This is a genomic window from Actinopolyspora mortivallis (assembly GCF_003001495.1).
Lineage (GTDB): Bacteria > Actinomycetota > Actinomycetes > Mycobacteriales > Pseudonocardiaceae > Actinopolyspora > Actinopolyspora mortivallis_A.
In genome coordinates, this window is the sequence record NZ_PVSR01000014.1 from 1 (window position 1) to 17,238 (window position 17,238).

13 protein-coding genes are annotated in these 17,238 nt (G+C 69.6%); 6 read left to right on the forward strand and 7 right to left on the reverse strand.

Going from position 1 to position 17,238, the window contains the following annotated elements; genetic code table 11:
• Positions 1-99: 99 nt before the first annotated feature.
• Together CEP50_RS10105 and CEP50_RS10110 are read right to left on the reverse strand one after the other, a co-directional pair.
• A complete protein-coding gene (locus CEP50_RS10105; protein WP_106113694.1) occupies positions 100-900 on the reverse strand; it encodes an ABC transporter permease in 801 nt (266 codons plus the stop codon).
• Positions 901-902: 2 nt separating this feature from the next.
• Positions 903-1,931, reverse strand: a complete 1,029-nt coding sequence (locus tag CEP50_RS10110) for an ATP-binding cassette domain-containing protein (protein ID WP_106113695.1) — start codon at positions 1,929-1,931, stop codon at positions 903-905.
• Between the two features lie 210 nt (positions 1,932-2,141).
• Between CEP50_RS10110 and CEP50_RS10115 the strand changes: the two genes are divergently transcribed.
• Complete coding sequence (locus tag CEP50_RS10115) at positions 2,142-3,986, forward strand: acyl-CoA dehydrogenase (RefSeq protein WP_106113696.1); 1,845 nt, start codon at positions 2,142-2,144, stop codon at positions 3,984-3,986.
• A gap of 231 nt (positions 3,987-4,217) precedes the next feature.
• Here CEP50_RS10115 and CEP50_RS10120 read toward each other — a convergent pair whose 3' ends face one another.
• The 5 genes from CEP50_RS10120 to CEP50_RS10140 all read right to left on the reverse strand — a co-directional run bounded on the left by CEP50_RS10120 (position 4,218) and on the right by CEP50_RS10140 (position 11,388).
• Positions 4,218-6,392 (reverse strand): VanW family protein, encoded by a 2,175-nt coding sequence (locus CEP50_RS10120; protein ID WP_258175138.1) that lies wholly within the window; start codon positions 6,390-6,392, stop codon positions 4,218-4,220.
• Between the two features lie 263 nt (positions 6,393-6,655).
• Positions 6,656-6,976 (reverse strand): GroES family chaperonin, encoded by a 321-nt coding sequence (locus CEP50_RS10125; RefSeq protein ID WP_019856183.1) that lies wholly within the window; start codon positions 6,974-6,976, stop codon positions 6,656-6,658.
• 127 nt (positions 6,977-7,103) lie between these two features.
• The gene (locus CEP50_RS10130; protein WP_106113698.1) at positions 7,104-8,981 is read right to left on the reverse strand and encodes an NHL domain-containing thioredoxin family protein; all 1,878 of its coding nucleotides are present in this window, start codon (positions 8,979-8,981) and stop codon (positions 7,104-7,106) included.
• 355 nt (positions 8,982-9,336) lie between these two features.
• Positions 9,337-9,540, reverse strand: coding sequence for a hypothetical protein (locus tag CEP50_RS10135; RefSeq protein WP_106113699.1), 204 nt, complete (start codon positions 9,538-9,540; stop codon positions 9,337-9,339).
• Between the two features lie 570 nt (positions 9,541-10,110).
• Positions 10,111-11,388 carry an acetyl-CoA C-acetyltransferase gene (locus CEP50_RS10140; RefSeq protein ID WP_106113700.1) on the reverse strand — a complete coding sequence of 426 codons (1,278 nt, stop codon included), beginning with the start codon at positions 11,386-11,388 and terminating at the stop codon, positions 10,111-10,113.
• 124 nt (positions 11,389-11,512) lie between these two features.
• Here CEP50_RS10140 and CEP50_RS10145 point away from each other — a divergent pair, with 124 nt between their 5' ends.
• The 5 genes from CEP50_RS10145 to purL all read left to right on the forward strand — a co-directional run bounded on the left by CEP50_RS10145 (position 11,513) and on the right by purL (position 17,190).
• Positions 11,513-12,853 carry a 3-oxoacyl-ACP reductase gene (locus CEP50_RS10145; protein WP_106113701.1) on the forward strand — a complete coding sequence of 447 codons (1,341 nt, stop codon included), beginning with the start codon at positions 11,513-11,515 and terminating at the stop codon, positions 12,851-12,853.
• Positions 12,854-12,905: 52 nt separating this feature from the next.
• The gene (locus CEP50_RS10150) at positions 12,906-13,772 is read left to right on the forward strand and encodes a MaoC/PaaZ C-terminal domain-containing protein (protein WP_106113702.1); all 867 of its coding nucleotides are present in this window, start codon (positions 12,906-12,908) and stop codon (positions 13,770-13,772) included.
• 186 nt (positions 13,773-13,958) lie between these two features.
• A complete protein-coding gene (purS, locus tag CEP50_RS10155; RefSeq protein WP_026449390.1) occupies positions 13,959-14,198 on the forward strand; it encodes a phosphoribosylformylglycinamidine synthase subunit PurS in 240 nt (79 codons plus the stop codon).
• Complete coding sequence (gene purQ / locus CEP50_RS10160) at positions 14,195-14,881, forward strand: phosphoribosylformylglycinamidine synthase subunit PurQ (RefSeq protein WP_106113703.1); 687 nt, start codon at positions 14,195-14,197, stop codon at positions 14,879-14,881. The genes purS and purQ overlap by 4 nt, the downstream gene beginning before the upstream one ends.
• Entirely contained in the window at positions 14,878-17,190 is a 2,313-nt protein-coding gene (gene purL / locus CEP50_RS10165) for a phosphoribosylformylglycinamidine synthase subunit PurL (RefSeq protein ID WP_106113704.1), read from the forward strand. The genes purQ and purL overlap by 4 nt, the downstream gene beginning before the upstream one ends.
• Positions 17,191-17,238 lie beyond the last annotated feature (48 nt).

Sequence of the window (17,238 nt, forward strand, 5' to 3'; positions counted from 1 at the left end):
ACCCCCACCCCACCACAAAACACCAGGACAACGCGGAAACTTCCGCCCGCCGACGGCGAATCCGGCCTCACCCCGTCCCCTGAGGACGAAAGCTCGCGTTCACCGACTCGCCACCTTGCGATAGCGCGCCACCGCCAGCGGGAGGAACACCAGGACGATCGCCACCGAGGAACCGACCGAGTACACCAGGGCGTGTTCGGCGGGCCAGCTCGTCGGCGGCGGCATCCCCACCCGCACCGGGTTGCCGAACAAGGCGCGGAGCACGTCGGCGTTGACCGTGATCGGGTTCCACTGTGCGAAGACCCGCAGTGGGGTCGGCATCGCCTCGGCGGACACGAAGGCCGAGGAGATGAAGGTGACCGGGAACAGCCAGAGCAGCCCCGCGCTCTGTGCCACCTCGACACTGCGGGAGATCAGTCCCACGAACGCGCCCACCCAGGACATGGCGAAGGCGAACAGCAGCAGAACCAGATAGGCCAGCACCACCTCGGACAGTTCGCCCCGCAGCCGCCATCCGACCAGCAACCCGCACAGCGACATGATGATCACCGACAACACGCTGACGGCGAGGTCGGAGACGGTCCTTCCCAGCAGTACGGCCACTCTGGACATGGGAAGGGCACGGAACCGTTCGACGACGCCCCGCTGGAGGTCGTTGGCCAGACCGACCACGGTGAACGAGGAGTTGAAAGCCACCGTCTGTGTGAAGATCCCGGCTATCAGGAACTCCCTGTAGCGCTCCCCGCCCAACGATCCGCCGAACACGAAGGCGAACAGCAGCACGAACATGATCGGCTGCACCGTTCCTTCGAGCAACCAGTCCGGGTTGCGCTTTATGTTGAGCAGGTTGCGCCGGGCGATCACTCCGCTGTCCCGCAGGCTCCTCGGAACCCTCGACATGGTCACCGCCCTCCCGCGGCACGGCTGGGGGTCCCCGCCGTCCCGTCGTCGTCCGCGCTCTCCTCGGCTCGCCCGGAGTCCTCGGTGACCCGACCGGTCAGGGTGAGGAACACGTCGTCCAGCGTGGGACGGTGCAGTCCGACGTCCTGGACCTCCACCTCCAGGGCGTCCAGACGGCGGACGGCGGCGATCAGCGCTCTCGATCCGGTCTCGACCGCGACCCGTGCGCGCAGACTCCGCTCGTCCACCGCGACCTCCCCCGATCCGACCCCTTCGAGCGCGGAGACGAGGGCGGGGAGGTCCCGGGCCCGGGCGGCCACCACGTCGAGCCGTTCCCCTCCGAGCAGGGACTTGAGTTCCTCCGAGCTTCCCTCGGCGATGACCCTGCCGTGGTCGATGACGACGATGTCGTCGGCGAGCGCGTCGGCCTCCTCCAGGTACTGGGTGGTCAGCAGCACCGTGGTGCCGTCCCCGACGAGTTCGGAGACCACCTGCCAGGTCTCCATGCGTCCTCGGGGGTCCAGGCCGGTGGTGGGTTCGTCGAGGATCACCACGGAGGGTCGGGAGACGAGTGCCGCCGCCAGATCCAGTCTCCGCCGCATTCCCCCCGAGTAGCCCTTCGCCGGCCGGTCGGCGGCCTCGCGCAGCCGAAAGTGTTCCAGCAGATCGCGTGCGCGCTCGCGCGCACGCGCGTGGGACATGTCGTGCAGCCTGGCGACCATGTGGAGGTTCTCGTAACCGGTGAGGTTGTGGTCCACCGCCGAGTACTGTCCGGACAGTCCGATCGAGCGGCGGACCGCGTGGGGCTCGGAGCGCACGTCGTGTCCGGCCACCCGGGCTTCGCCCGCGTCGGCGCGCAGCAGGGTGGCCAGGATGCGCACGGCCGTGGTCTTGCCCGCCCCGTTGGGTCCGAGCACTCCGAGCACCTGGCCTCGTTCGGCCCGCAGGTCCAACCCGTCCAGGGCACGATGGGGCCCGAAGTTCTTGACGAGTCCTTCGGTGCTGATCGCTGGGGGTGACGCCGCCGTCATCGCGCCTCCGCCGGTGTCTCGTCGTGGGGAACCGTGTTCGGAGTCACCGACACTACTCCGCTCGATGACAGCTCGATGCGCTGCGTGGTTTCCGCTCGGCAACACTGTTTTCTTGGCACAAGTTACCGATAGGTAATATACTTGGGTTACCGATGAGTAAGGGCGTGGTGCTTGGCCCGCCCGCACGATTCAGCACGAGGGAGCCACGCCATGGGCCACTACAAGAGCAACATCCGCGACCTCGAATTCAACCTCTTCGAGCTGTTCGAAGTGCAGAAGTACCTGGGCACGGGAGCTTTCGAACAAGCCGACGAGGACTCAGCTCGCGGCGTGCTCACCGAACTGAACACCCTCGCCACCGGGCCGCTGGCCGAATCCTTCGAGGAGGGGGACCGGAACCCGGCCCACTTCGACCCGAAGACGCATTCGGTCACCCTGCCCGAAGGGTTCAAACAGTCCTACCAGCAGGTCATGGAAGGCGAGTGGTGGCGCCTCGGCCTGCCGGACGAGCTGGGTGGCTACGGCATCCCGCCCTCCGTCCAGTGGGCCGCCGCCGAACTGATGCTCGGCTCCAACCCGGCCATCTTCATGTACATGGCCGGCCCGAGCTTCGCCACCATCCTCTGGAACAACGGCACCGAGCAGCAGCGCCGCTGGGCCGAGCTCATGATCGACCGCGGCTGGGGCGCGACCATGGTGCTGACCGAACCCGACGCGGGCTCCGACGTCGGCGCGGGCCGCACCAAGGCCGTCAAGCAGGAGGACGGAAGCTGGCACCTCGACGGGGTCAAGCGCTTCATCACCTCGGCCGACCAGGACATGACCGAGAACATCATGCACCTGGTGCTCGCCCGCCCCGAAGGACCGGGAATCGAGCCCAAGCCGGGCACCAAGGGGCTGAGCCTGTTCCTCGTGCCGAAGTACCACTTCGACGACGAGACCGGCGAGCCCGGCGAGCGCAACGGCGCCTTCGTGACCAACGTCGAGCACAAGATGGGGCTCAACGTCTCGGCCACCTGCGAACTGACCTTCGGCCAGCACGGCACCCCCGCCAAGGGCTGGCTGCTCGGTGAGGTGCACGACGGCATCGCGCAGATGTTCCAGGTGATCGAGTACGCGCGGATGATGGTGGGCACCAAGGCCATCGGCACCCTGTCCACCGGCTACCTGAACGCCCTGGAGTACGCCAAGGAGCGCGTGCAGAGCGCCGACATGACCCGGGCCGCGGACAAGACCGCCCCGCGCGTGACCATCACCCACCACCCGGACGTGCGCCGCATCCTGATGCTGCAGAAGGCCTACGCGGAAGGACTCCGCGCGGTCTACTGCTACACCTCCACCTACCAGGACCGCATCGCCCAGGCCAAGGCCTCCGGCGAGGACGCCACCCTCTACGACCAGGTGAACGACCTGCTGCTGCCCATCGTCAAGGGCGTGGGCTCGGAGCGGGCCTACGAGATGCTCACGCTGTCGCTGCAGACCCTCGGCGGTTCCGGGTACCTGCAGGACTACCCGATCGAGCAGTACATCCGCGACGCCAAGATCGACAGCCTCTACGAGGGCACCACGGCGATCCAGGCCCAGGACTTCTTCTTCCGCAAGATCGTGAAGAACAACGGGCAGGCGATCGGTCACGTCGCCAACGAGATCCAGCAGACCCTGGGCGCCTCCGACGCCGACGACCGGCTGAAGGAGGAGCGGGAGCTGCTCAGCCAGGCCCTGGACGACGCCCAGGCCATGCTCGGCACGATGATCGGGTTCGCCACCTCCGCCCAGGAGGACCTCACCGAGATCTACAAGGTCGGTCAGCAGGCGGTGACGCTGCTGATGAGCATGGGCGACCTGATGATCGGGTGGCTGCTGCTGCGTCAGGCCGAGCAGGCGCTGCGTTCCCTCGACAAGGGCGTCTCCGGCAAGGACGAGGCGTTCTACAACGGCAAGGTGGCCGTGGCCCGCTTCTTCGCCAAGAACGTGCTTCCGGAGCTCTCCGCCAAGCGCAGGATCGTCGAGTCCACGGACAACTCCCTGATGGAGGTCGACGAGTCCGCGTTCTGAGCGGTTCCACCCGACGACTCCTGCCGGACGTCGACGCCGCCCCTTCCCGGAGCACCGGGGAGGGGCGGCGTTCTGTTTCCGCTCGGGAACAACCCCGGCCGGGACCGGGAGCAACGGGCCGTTCGGGGCACGGGCCACCGGCACCGGGCCGCTCTCCGCGACGGTGGCCCCCGAACCTCGGAGGAACGGGGGCGCGCAAGGCCCCGACGGCGGTTTCCGGGTGGGCCCTCGCTACTGCTCGGCGTCCTCCGCGCACTTCACGATCGGCTGGGCCTCGTACACCGTCTTCTGTTTGGTTCGGGTGACCTCACCGGTCTTCAGGTTCTTGCGAATCCTGGTGTCGTGCACCGTGAAGCCCTTCTTCCCCTCGGTGGGGATGCACTCCTCCCCGGCGGGGATCACTTTCTCCTCGGGCTCGACCACATCGGTCTTGTCGCTGGTCTTGGACTTGACCTCGTACTGTTTGGTCCCCCAGAAGGTGACCGTGATCGAATCCGGGGTCCAGTCGGTGGTGATCAGGATTCCGCTGTCGGAGACGTTCTTGAACTTGACGTCGATGACGCTGGTGCCGTCCGGCCGCTGGAAGACCGTGGCCTCCCGCCCCATCGGGTAGCGACTGATGTAGTAGCTGTGCGCGGAGTGCTCGACGTCCTTCATCCCCGCGAAGTAGGAGGCGTTGTACAGCGTCGTCGCGAACTGGGAGATACCGCCGCCCACCGCCTCGGAGGGTCGGCCGTTCTTGATGATGCCCGAGGCGATGTAGCCCTGCTCCTTCTGACGGGTCCCGGTGTGGCCGTTGAGGCTGAACGTCTCCCCCGGTTTGACGAGCGCCCCGTCGACCTCCTCGGCGACCCTGCGGATGTTCACCCCGGAGTCCTTGCTGAACCCCCCCGTGGTGAAGGTGCTCACCTTCTCCTTGATCCCCAGGGACTCGGCCTGCTCGGTGGTCAACTCCGCCGGGACGTCCTTGTAGACCGCCTCGACCGTGTCCGAGCCGGACTCGGTCAGCTTCTCGTCCAACGGCGCGAGGGTCTTCTTCCAGTCGACCGCCCGTCCCTTCTTCGAGGGCTGGACCACGGGCTTGCCGTCCTCGAACTCGAAGGAGGCGCTCTCGGCCTCCTTCAGGGTCGACTTCAGCTGCGGGCGGGCCACCTCCTCGACACTGGGGATGTCCAGGTGCCACTTCAACCCGCCCGAGTCGTTCGGCTCGAAGCGGAGCGCGGCGGCGATGTCGGTCGGGGAGAGCGTGGCCTGCACCCCGTCACCGTTGATGGTCACCGGTCCGGAGACGGCGGGCTTGGCCACGTTCTCCATGGCCCGGCGCACACCGTCCCGGGTGGTGCTGACCTCCCGGGTGGTGAAGGGCAGCTCCACCGGATCCGTGCTCGCCCACTCGCGGACGACCACGTCCATCGCCCTGTCGATGTTCACGTCCCGCCCGGTCACGGGATAGACCGCGACGGGTTCGGCGCCGTCGAACCGCACGGTTCCCTCCACGGGGTCACGGTGCAGGTCGGAACGCGCCCCCTCCAGCTCCGCGCGGAGCTTCTCGCGGTCCACGTTGCTCACCGGAGGAACCTCACGGGACACGAAGAAGGAGGTCAGCCGGGTTATCGGGTTGAGCGGCTGTGAACCGGCCCGGTCCAGGGTCGCCTCCCAGTCCATCGACAGCCCGGCCGCCTTCGGGTCGATGCTGCTGCTGGCCTTGCCGACCCGCAGCTCGACGGGTTCGCTCAGCCCGGAGTCCAGTTCCGAACGCAGCTTGCGCTCGGCGGCGGCCCGGTCGAGCCCGCCGACGTCGACCCCGGCCACCGTGGTCCCCCGAGGCACCGCGCCGCTGCTGAAGGCCAGGTCCCCGAGGTAGAGCAGCACGAGCACTCCGAGGGTGAACCCGGCGGTCACCAGGGTGCGTAACAGCACCTTCCGGTTCCCCAGGCCCCCTGCCGAGGAAGCAGCTCCGTCGCCGCCGTTCCGGGGAGCCCAGGCCATGCCGAAGGGAGGTTCCCCGGCGCGGTCACCGGCGGAGCCGTCGTGCGGACCACCCGGCCACTCGGTGGGCGTGTGCTCGGGCAGGGACTGGGTGGCCATCGACACCGGCGCGCCGGGGAGTGGTTCGTTCACCACCGGGATGGACTCGGTGCGTTCGCCGTCCTGCTCCTCGACGACGGCGGGGATGACGTCGGTACGCTCACCGTCGGCCTCGGAGGTGGAGCCGGTCGGCACGTCGAGGGACCGCGTGGAGTCGGACTCCCCCTCGGTCGGGGCGGACCCGTCGAGCCGCGGCGGTTCCATGCGGGGGTCGGTGGACCGTTCCGAGAGTTCGGTGTGCTCCGGGGCACCCCGGTCGTCCCTCCCGGACTCGGCGGAGACCGTCGTCCCCTCGTCCTCGGCGGGCCCGGAAGCCACGCCGTCACTGAGATCACCGGAAAGGAAACGGATACGTTCGGTGGGTTCTTCCGCTCGCCGATCCCGATCAGCTTCGGGACGTTCGTGGTCTTCCGGCACCGCGTCCTCTTCTCCTCGGTCGTGCGGTGGGGTCGGCGACGAGCAGCAGCCAGCCGACCACCATCACCGGTACAGCCCGGCTGCTGGGGCATTCCACTGCTTTCCGAGCCGATCCTACGTGCGGCGGGCCGCACGCCGGCCGCATCGAACCGGGCGCACCTCGCTCAAAGGTACAGGCCCGTGCCCTGCTCGGTTCTCTCGGAGGCCACGGCGTGCAGGTCACGCTCGCGAAGGACGACGTAGATCTCTCCCTGGACCTCGACCTCGTACTGCTCCTCGGGATTGAACAGCACCTGGTCGCCGGCCTGGACACTCCGCACGTGACTGCCCACGCCGAAGACCTCTCCCCACAGCAGCCTCTTGGCCACCTGGGCGGTCGCCGGGATGACGATGCCGCCGCTACTGCGACGTTCACCGGACTCTTCGGAGACCCGGACCATGACCCGGTCATGCAGCATCTGGATCTCAAGCTTGGCATCGGTCACCCGGAAAGTTTACGCGTTCCGTCGAGTCCGTCCGGAACGCAGGGCTGAACCGTGCCCGGCGCGTGGGACCCCGGCCTCCCGGAGGAAGCCGGGGTCGACGGGTTCACCACGGTGCGTATCCGCACGGTCACCCCGCGTCCATGCCACCCATCACCAGTGGGAGCCTGGCGGCCCCGTCCGGGGTGAGGCGGATCGGAACACCCCAGTCCTGCCTGGTCAACCGGCAGGCCGGGTGCTCGACCCCGGAGTCGTCGTCGCAGCTGGCCGCCTGGGCCACCACGTGCAGCACGCCGTGCTCGAACCCCTCGGCCAGCACCAGCCTCCTGGTGAGCTCGGTGCCGTCGCCCTCCCCGGACACCAGCAGCCCCTCGGGGGAGGAACTGACCTCCAGGCGGGTGGAGGGGCCGTAGCGCTCGTCCAGTTTCTGCCCCGGCGGGGGTTGGAACACCACGGTCAGCTCCACCTCTCCCGGAGCGATCTCGGTGGCCGGGCGGCTCACGCGATGGGCGGCTCCCTCGACCAGTTGGGCGGTCACCCCGGGAGGAACCGGACGCTCCAGGCGGTGCGCGGTACTGGCCACCACCACGAGTTCCCCCTCCACCGTGATCGCCCCGGAGGGTTCGGCGACCTCTCTCGCCAGGGTGGACATCACCCCGGCCTCCGGGTCGTAGCGCCGCACGGCCCCGTTGTAGGTGTCACAGACCGCCACGGTGCCGTCGGGCAGCATCGCCACTCCGAGGGGGTGCTGCAACAGCGCCTCCGCCGCCGGCCCGTCGGCGTGCCCGAAGTCGAACAGCCCCCTGCCCACGGCGGTGTGCACCTCGAAACCCCGTTCCCCGGGGCGTATCCAGCGCAGCGCCGAGGTCTCCGCGTCGACGAGCCAGAGGCGGGGCTCACCCCGCTCCTCGGCGGCCTCGTCCACGGCGAGCCCGGAGGTCTGGGCGAAGAAGGCCTCCTCGACCGGCCCGTCGCGCAGTCCCTCCACCGTGGTTCCGGCGAATCCGGCGACGGTCCCCGCGACGGGGTCGAACAGGCCGAGGGTGTGGTTACCGGCCATCGCGATCACCACCCCACCGGCCGGTTCCCACCAGGCCACGTCCCAGGGGCTGGTCAGGGCGGTCTCCGCGGCGGGGCCGCCCCGGGCCTCGTCACGCCACTGCGCTCCGGTTCCCGCCACGGTGGTGACCGCGCCGTCGGCCAACCGCACTCCGCGCAGCAGGTGGTTGACCGTGTCCGCCACGACCACGTCGTAACCCACCCGCTCGGCGACGTGCCGGGGCAGCAGGGTCATCCCGCCGGGCTCGCGGAAGGAGGCCGTGTCCGGGTCCCCGTCGGCGGCTCCGCGGGTCCCGCTGCCGATGCGACGCAGCAGTGTCTCCCCGTCGGGGGCGAACTCCACCAGGGAGTGGTGCGCCGAGTCGGCCACCAGCACGGTGCCGCCTTCGAGGCCGAGCGCCTTGCTCGGGTAGCGCAGGGTGGTGTCCGCCTGTCTGGGGGGCACGCGGGGGCCACCGCCCCGGTGCAACGTGCCGCGGCCCTCGTGCTCGGTCACCAGTTCGGAGATGATCCTGCGCAGTGCCTCGACGTGCCCTTCACCGGCGGCTTCGTGCACCACGTAGCCCTCGGGGTCGATCACCACCAGCGTCGGCCACGCCTTCACCGCGTAGTCGCGCCAGGTGGCCAGTTCCGGGTCGTCCAGCACCGGGTGGTCGACCTCGTAGCGTTCGACGGCGGCGGCGAGCGCCTCGGGGTCGGCCTCGTGCTCGAACTTGGGGGAGTGCACCCCGATGGTGACCAGCTCCTCGGCGAACTCGCGTTCCAGCGGCCGCAGTTCGTCGAGCACGTGCAGGCAGTTGACGCAGCAGAACGCCCAGAAGTCCAGCAGCACCACCTTGCCGCGCAACTCGGACAGTCGCAGCGGCTGGCCGCCGGTGTTCAACCATCCGCGTCCGGTCGGTTCCGGTGCGCGCACCCGGGCGCGCTTGGGCTTGTGCTCGCTACTCACACTCCGAGTCAACAACACCTCCGCCGGAGGGTGTTCCCGGCACCCGGGCGAGGAGGGTCACCTCTTCCCCGACACGGAACCTCTCGCGGGTCCCGGCGTCCGGTGTGCCCCTCGGCCCCACCCCGAGGAAGCGCCGTTTCCGGGAGTGGACGTGAGGCCACGGAAGGGTTTCCGCGACGCGTTCACCCGTGTTTCGGGAAACGGGAATTCGAAAACGTTCTGAGAACGTTTTCGGCGATTTCTCAGCAAGGAGGGTGTGCACCGACGTGGCGTGCTCCAGCACCGTGGAGCACGGCACGTCACCGTTCGGTGAAGGAACCCCGCCCGACCGCACACCACCTCGGCAGGGCTCTGTTCAGCGGCCTTCGGAGCGGGTCGAGTCCCCGTCGGCGCCCGCCGCCGTCTCCACGAGCTCCCCGGCGGAACGGGAGTTCTCGTGTCCGGCCGTCTCCGGAGGAACACGGGTTCCCTCGGGAGAAACCCGGCGATCACTCATGTAGAACATGCTCGCCGCGAGAACGGGCAGTAGCGCCCCCATCATCACGATCGCGGTGTTCATGGTGCCTCTCCTTAGAGCTGTCCGAGACCGACAGTGACTTCTTGATCACTTTCGGTGACAACGCTGGGGCTGCGACACCACCCCGCCGCACGGGGGATGCCGGTTATCGGACTCGTCGCTGTCGCGACGAAGAGACACCTCGTCCTATGGCGTGGAAACCACCCGTCGGGCGAGGGAGTTTCGAGGAGGTCCACCCGCCGAACGGCGAGCGGACGAAGGGTTTGGTGAACTCCGCGATGCTGCCAGGTCGGGGGTCCGACAGCATCGCGGAGTCACCCCGTTCATCGTGCCTGTACATCAAAGCGTTACACCGTCGACATGATGTGATCCGCCCCACATCTGGTTGTCGATGTGCAACGCCGGTCACGCCGCTTCCGAACATACGCCACCGCGCGCACCGAGGCACGTCCGGAGAGTAATCCGAAGTGGTGAGAACCGGAGCGTCACGTCGGCGGCGGGAGCGAAACGACCCGGGAGGAACAGCACCGTCCGGAACGGAAACCTCCCAGCGGGACCGGGACGCCGCGGACGGAAACACCACCCGCGGCACACGCGTCCTCCCGCGCCCGCTCACCTGCCGACGATCGCGGTGATCCCCTGCCCTCCGGCGGCGCAGATCGACACCAGTCCGCGCCCGGAACCGCGTTCGGACAGCAGCTTGGCCAGTGTGGCCACGATCCGGCCGCCCGTGGCCGCGAAGGGGTGCCCGGCAGCCAGCGAGGAACCCACCACGTTCAGCCGCTCGGGGTCCAGCTCCCCCAACGGCTCGGACCTGCCGAGCCTGCGGGAACAGAACTCGGGGTCCTTCCACGCCTCGATCGTGCACAGCACCTGGGCCGCGAAGGCCTCGTGGACCTCGTAGAAGTCGAAGTGGTCGAGTGTGAGCCCGGCACGGTCCAGCAGCTTCGGCACCGCGTAGACCGGAGCCATCAGCAGCCCCTCGTCACCGCTGACGTAGTCCACGGCCTCGGTGGCGAAGTCCTCCAGGTAGGCGAGCACGGGCAGCCTGTGGTGGGCGGCCCACTCCTCACTGGCCAGCAGCACCGTGGCGGCACCGTCCGACAACGGGGTCGAGTTGCCCGCGGTCATGGTGGCCTGCTCACCACTGCCGAAAACGGGCTTGAGCTTGGCCAACTTCTCCGGAGTGGAGTCGGGACGCAGGTTCTGGTCCCGGGACAGCCCCTGGAACGGGGTGAGCAGATCGTCGAAGAAACCCCGTTCGTAGGCCGCGGCGAGCCGCTGGTGACTGCGGGCGGCCAACTCGTCCTGGGCGGCCCGGCTCACCTGCCATGAGGCGGCGGTCTTCGCCGCGTGCTCGCCCATGGACAGCCCGGTGCGCGGCTCGGCGTTGCGCGGTATTCCCGGTATCACGTGCCTCGGACGCACCCCGGCCAGCGCCCGCAGCCGACCGCCGAGGGTTCTGGCGTGGTTGGCGCGCAGCAGCACGCGGCGCAGCTCGTCGTTGAGCTCTATCGGCGCGTCGCTGGCCGAGTCCACCCCACCGGCGATACCGGACTCGATCTGCCCGAGCGCGATCTTGTTGGCGATCGAGACCACCGTCTCCAGGCCGGTCGCGCAGGCCATCTGCACGTCGTGGGCCGGGGTGCGCGAATCGAGCCCGGAGCCCAGCACCACCTCCCGGGCGAGGTTGAAGTCGCGGCTGTGCTTGAGCACCGCGCCCGCCGCGAACTCACCGACCCTGCTTCCGGAAAGCCCGTACCTGGCCACCAGGCCGTCGAGCGCCGCGGTGAGCATGTCCTGGTTGGACGCGTGCGCGTACGGCCCTCCCGAGCGGGCGAACGGGATCCGGTTCCCTCCGACGATGGCGACCCGGCGAGTTGTGGACATACCCGACTCCTTGGCACGGCTGGTCGACGGACTGCGGCACCCAACGGGTGCTGGCTAGCAACTTAACCTACCGACGGGTAGCTTATGCGTCGAGTACTGGACCACGCGCGTTGAGGAGTTCGTGATGGCGGATCCGTACAGCAAGCTCGTCACCTCCCGATTCGGACGGCAACTGACCGCCCGGCTCGGGCTGCCCACCCCCACCCCGTTGCGCAGGTACCGGCCGGGGGAGCCCGTGGTGTCCGGCCCCGTGCTCACCGGGGCGGCCGAGGGATCCCGCCTCGGGGACAGCATCGCCGAAACCCTCCGCGGGCTGCACGCCGAGGTGCGTCACACCCCTGGGGAGGACACCCGCTACGCCGCGCTGGTCTTCGACGCCACCGGCATCACGAGCAGCCCCGAACTCGGACAGCTGCACGACTTCTTCTCCCCCGTCATCCGGCGAACCGAGCGCTGCGCCCGGCTGATCGTGCTCGGCACCCCGCCCGAGGAGATCACCGACCCCGCCGAGCGGACCGCGCAACGCGCGCTGGAGGGCTTCGTGCGCACGGCGGGCAAGGAACTCCGCGGCGGAGCCACCGCACAGCTGGTCCACGTCTCCCGTGGCGGAGAACAGGCGGTGGACTCCACGCTGCGGTTCCTGCTGTCCGCCAAGTCGGCGTTCGTCTCCGGCCAGGTCATCCGTGTGGGAGCCACCCGGGCCCGCAAGCCCGAGGACGAACAGCACCCGCTGCGCGGCAGAACAGCCCTGGTCACCGGAGCCTCCCGGGGGATAGGGGCCTCGATCGCCGAGACACTCGCCCGCGACGGGGCCCACGTGGTGTGCCTGGACGTCCCCGCCCAGGGCGAGGACCTGGCGAAGGTGGCCAACCGGATCGGCGGCTCGGCACTACAGCTCGACATCACCGGGGAGAACGCGCCGCGACAGTTGATCGACCACGTCACCGAACGGCACGACGGCCTCGACGTCGTGGTGCACAACGCGGGCATCACCCGGGACAAGACCATCGCCCGGATGAGCCGGGACAAGTGGGACGCGGTGCTGTCGGTCAACCTCACCGCCCAGGAACGGATCAACAACGCGCTGCTGGAGGACTCCTCCCCGCTGCGCGCGGGCGGCAGGCTCGTCGGCGTGGCCTCGATCAGCGGCATCGCCGGCAACGTGGGGCAGGCCAACTACGCCACCTCCAAGGCCGGCGTCATCGGTCACGTGCAGGCGATGGCCGAACGGGCCGCCGAACGGGGCGTGACGATCAACGCGGTCGCCCCCGGGTTCATCGAAACCGCCATGACCGCCGCCGTCCCGCTGGCGATCCGGGAGGCCGGACGCAGGATGAACAGCCTCTCCCAGGGCGGGCTGCCCGTGGACGTGGCCGAGACCATCGCCTTCTACGCCGACCCCGGCTCCGACGGGGTGAACGGCAACGTCATCCGCGTGTGCGGACAGAGCCTGCTCGGGGCGTGAAAGCCCCGCCGAACCGAGGTCCCTCCCACCCCCGAGGAAAGGCAGAACAGCTGTGCCCACCACGGAACTCGACCGCCTGCCGGGACTCGGCCCGCTGTATCTCAGGGCCGCGGCCACGACGCCGTTGCGGCGCACCGACCCCTCGCGGGCGAGGCTGCCGGACACCGAGTACGTCCGTTCCGAGATCACGGTCGACCGGCAGCACCTCGCCGAGTACAACCGGATCTGCGGGTTCGACAACCGGGACGAACTGCCGCTCACCTATCCGCACATCACCGCGTTCCCCCTCGCCGTCACACTGATGACCGACCCGGGGTTCCCCTTCCCGCTCGTGGGGCTGGTGCACGTGGCCAACAGCATCACCCGGCACGAACCTCTGTCGGTGACCGACTCGTTGACCCAGCGGGTACGCCTGTCCGGGCTGCGTGCCCACCCCAAGGGCACCCAGTTCGACGTGGTCACCGAGACCCTCGTCGACGAACGAACGGTGTGGACCGAGACCAGCACCTACCTGCGCCGCGGGACGGGCGATCCGCAGGCCCCCGGAACCTCCGAACTCGCCGAACCCGAGACCACGGAACCGACCGCCCGCTGGAAACTGCCCCGTGACCTGGGGCGGCGCTACGCGACCGTCTCCGGCGACCGCAACCCCATCCACCTGAGCGCGGTCACCGCCAAGGCCTTCGGGTTCCCCCGGGCCATCGCGCACGGCATGTGGTCGGCCGCGCGCTGCCTGGCCGCCTTCGCGGGCCGGCTTCCGCGGTCCTGCACGGTGGACGTGGAGTTCGCCAAGCCGGTGCTGCTGCCCTCCCGGGTGGAGTTCACCGAGGAGGCGGGCGAACAACCGGGACGGCGGCTGTTCGCGCTGCGCTCCTCCTCCGGCAAAGCGCACCTGAGGGGCTCGCTGCGAACCCTGTGACCCGGGCACGGCGTCCCCCTCCCGACACCGCCGGGGAGGTCCCGGCGTGGCCCGAGGTGAGCCACGCCCCAGCACCTCCCCGGCCGTCGGGAAGGAACTCGCAGCTCAGTTACGCTTTGCCCGTAACGCCGACCATCCGCGCCGCGAAACGCGGAGCGGATCCGCACAGTTCCGGGAGCGACGCCCGTGGCCCGAGTCGTTGTCGACGTCATGCCGAAAGAGGAGATTCTCGACCCGCAGGGCCAGGCAGTGGCCAACGCGCTGCCTCGCCAGGGGTTCGAAGGAGTCTCACACGTCCGTCAGGGGAAGCACTTCGAGCTGGAGGTCGCCGACGATGTCGACGACGACACGCTCGAACGGATCGCGGAGAACTTCCTCGCCAACCCCGTGATCGAGGACTGGTCCGTGCGCCGGGTGGAATCATGAGCGCCGCCGGGGCCAGCATCGGGGTGATCACCTTCCCCGGGTCACTGGACGACGGCGACGCCAGGCGCGCGGTGCGCCGCGCCGGAGCCACCCCCGTGGCGCTGTGGCACGCCGACGCGGACCTGCACGGGGTGGACGCCGTGATCGTGCCCGGCGGGTTCAGCTACGGCGACTACCTGCGCTGCGGCGCGATCGCCAAGTTCGCCCCGGTGATGACCGAGGTGCTGCGCGCGGCCGAACACGGCATGCCGGTGCTCGGGGTGTGCAACGGGTTCCAGGTGCTGTGCGAGGCGGGGCTGCTGCCCGGGGCGCTGACCCGCAACGCGGGGCTGCACTACGTCTGCCGCGACCAGTGGCTGCGTGCCGAGAACACCACGAGCGTCTGGACCACGCGCTACGAACCCGGTGCCGAACTGCTGATCCCCGTCAAACACGGGGAGGGCCGCTACGTGGCCGAGGAGTCCACCCTCGACGAGCTGGAGGGGGAGGGCCGCGTGCTGTTCCGCTACGTGGAGGACAACCCGAACGGTTCGAGCCGGGACATCGCGGGCGTCACCGACGCCCGGGGCAGGGTCGCCGGGCTGATGCCCCACCCCGAGCACGCGATCGACCCGCTCACCGGCCCCACCGACGACGGCCTCGGCATGTTCCTGTCCGCCCTCGACACCCTGGTGCCAGCATGACCGAAACCACGCACGACACCGTCACGAGCCCCGAGCGAGTGGACAGCACCGAGTACGCGGCGCGGACGCCGGAACTCGCGCAGCCCTACCGCGAACTCGGGCTGGCCGAGGACGAGTACCAGCGGATCCGGCAGATACTGGGCCGCCGCCCCACCGAGGCCGAGCTGGCGATGTACTCGGTCATGTGGAGCGAGCACTGCTCCTACAAGTCCTCCAAGGTGCACCTGAGGTACTTCGGGGAGACGACCACCGAGGAGATGCGCGCCAAGATGCTGGCGGGCATCGGCGAGAACGCCGGTGTGATCGACATCGGGGACGGCTGGGCGGTCACCTTCAAGGTGGAGAGCCACAACCACCCCTCCTACGTCGAACCGCACCAGGGAGCGGCCACCGGGGTCGGGGGCATCGTCCGCGACATCATGGCCATGGGGGCGCGGCCGGTCGCGGTGGCCGACCCGCTGCGTTTCGGTCCCGCCGAGGCCGCCGACACCGCCCGGGTGCTTCCCGGGGTGGTCGAGGGGATCGGCGGCTACGGCAACTGCCTCGGGCTGCCCAACATCGGCGGCGAGGTCGTCTTCGACGAGTCCTACGCGCGCAACCCCCTGGTCAACGCCATGTGCGTGGGGGTGCTCAAATCCGACGAGTTGCAGCTCGCCCACGCCAGCGGGACGGGCAACAAGATCGTGCTCTTCGGTGCCCGCACCGGCCTGGACGGCATCGGAGGGGTCTCCGTACTGGCCTCGGAGAGCTTCAGCGGAGACGAGACCGGCAGCGGGCGCAAGAAGCTGCCCAGCGTGCAGGTCGGCGACCCCTTCACCGAGAAGGTGCTCATCGAGTGCTGCCTGGAGCTGTACCGCTCCGGTCTGGTGGTCGGTGTACAGGACCTCGGAGGGGCTGGGCTGTCCTGCGCCACCTCCGAGCTGGCCTCCGCCGGTGACGGCGGAATGTGGATCGACCTGGACGCGGTGCCGCTGCGCGCCGAGGGGATGACCCCCGCCGAGATCCTGTCCAGCGAGTCCCAGGAACGGATGTGCGCGGTCGTGCGCCCCTCCGACGTGGAGGCCTTCATGGAGGTCTGCCGCAAGTGGGACGTCACCGCCACCGTCATCGGCGAGGTCACCGACGGCGAGAACCTGCGGGTGGACTGGAGGGGCGAACGGGTCGTCGACGTCCCGCCGAGGACGGTGGCCGACGAGGGCCCGGTGTACCAGCGCCCGGTGCGCCGCCCCGCCGAACAGGACCGGCTCGTGGCCGACGATCCGGGCGCGCTCCCGCGCCCCGGCAGCGCCGGGGAACTGCGCGAGACGCTGCTGCGGATGGCGGCCTCCCCCAACCTGTGCTCCCGCGAGTGGGTGACCAGTCAGTACGACCACTACGTGCGCGGCAACACGGTGCTGGCCCAGCCCTCGGACGGCGGGGTGCTGCGCATCGACGAGGAGAGCGGACGCGGGATCGCCGTCGCCACCGACTGCAACGCCCGCTACACCCGCCTCGACCCCTACCAGGGGGCGCGGTTGGCGCTGGCCGAGGCCTACCGCAACGTCTCGGTGACCGGGTCGAAGCCGGTGGCGGTGACCAACTGCCTCAACTTCGGTTCCGCCGAGGACCCCGGGGTGATGTGGCAGTTCCAGCAGGCTGTGCGCGGACTGGCCGACGGCGCCGCCGAACTGGGCATCCCGGTGACCGGCGGCAACGTGAGCTTCTACAACCAGACCGGCGGCGACCCGATCCTGCCCACCCCGGTGGTCGGGGTGCTCGGTGTGATCGACGACGTCACCCGCAGGATCCCCACGGGGATCGGTGCCGCTCCGGGGGAGGCGCTGCTGCTGCTCGGCGAGACCCACGACGAGTTCGGCGGATCCGAGTGGAGCAGGGTGGTCCACGGCCACCTGGGCGGTACTCCGCCGCGCGTGGACCTCTCCCGGGAGAAGCTGCTCGGCGAGATCCTCGCCCTGGGCGCCCGCGACGGCCTGGTCTCGGCGGCACACGACCTCTCCGAGGGCGGTCTGGCCCAGGGGCTGGTGGAGATGGCGCTGATCGGGGAGACGGGAGCCCGGGTCGTGCTGCCCGAGGAGGCCGACCCGTTCGTGTGGCTGTTCTCCGAGTCCGCGGGACGTGCGGTGGTGTCGGTCCCGCGCGGGGAGGAACTGCGGTTCACCGAGCTCTGCTCCGCCCGGGGACTGCCGTGCACCAAGATCGGAGTGGTCGACACCGAGTCGCGGAGCCTGGACATCCAGGGAGTCGGTGAGCTGCCGCTGACCGAACTGCGGCAAGCCTGGGAGGGCACTCTGCCGGCGCTGTTCGGCTGAGCACCACCCCGGCACGCGGAGTTTCGCCGCGACGGTGGCCGTGTTCTC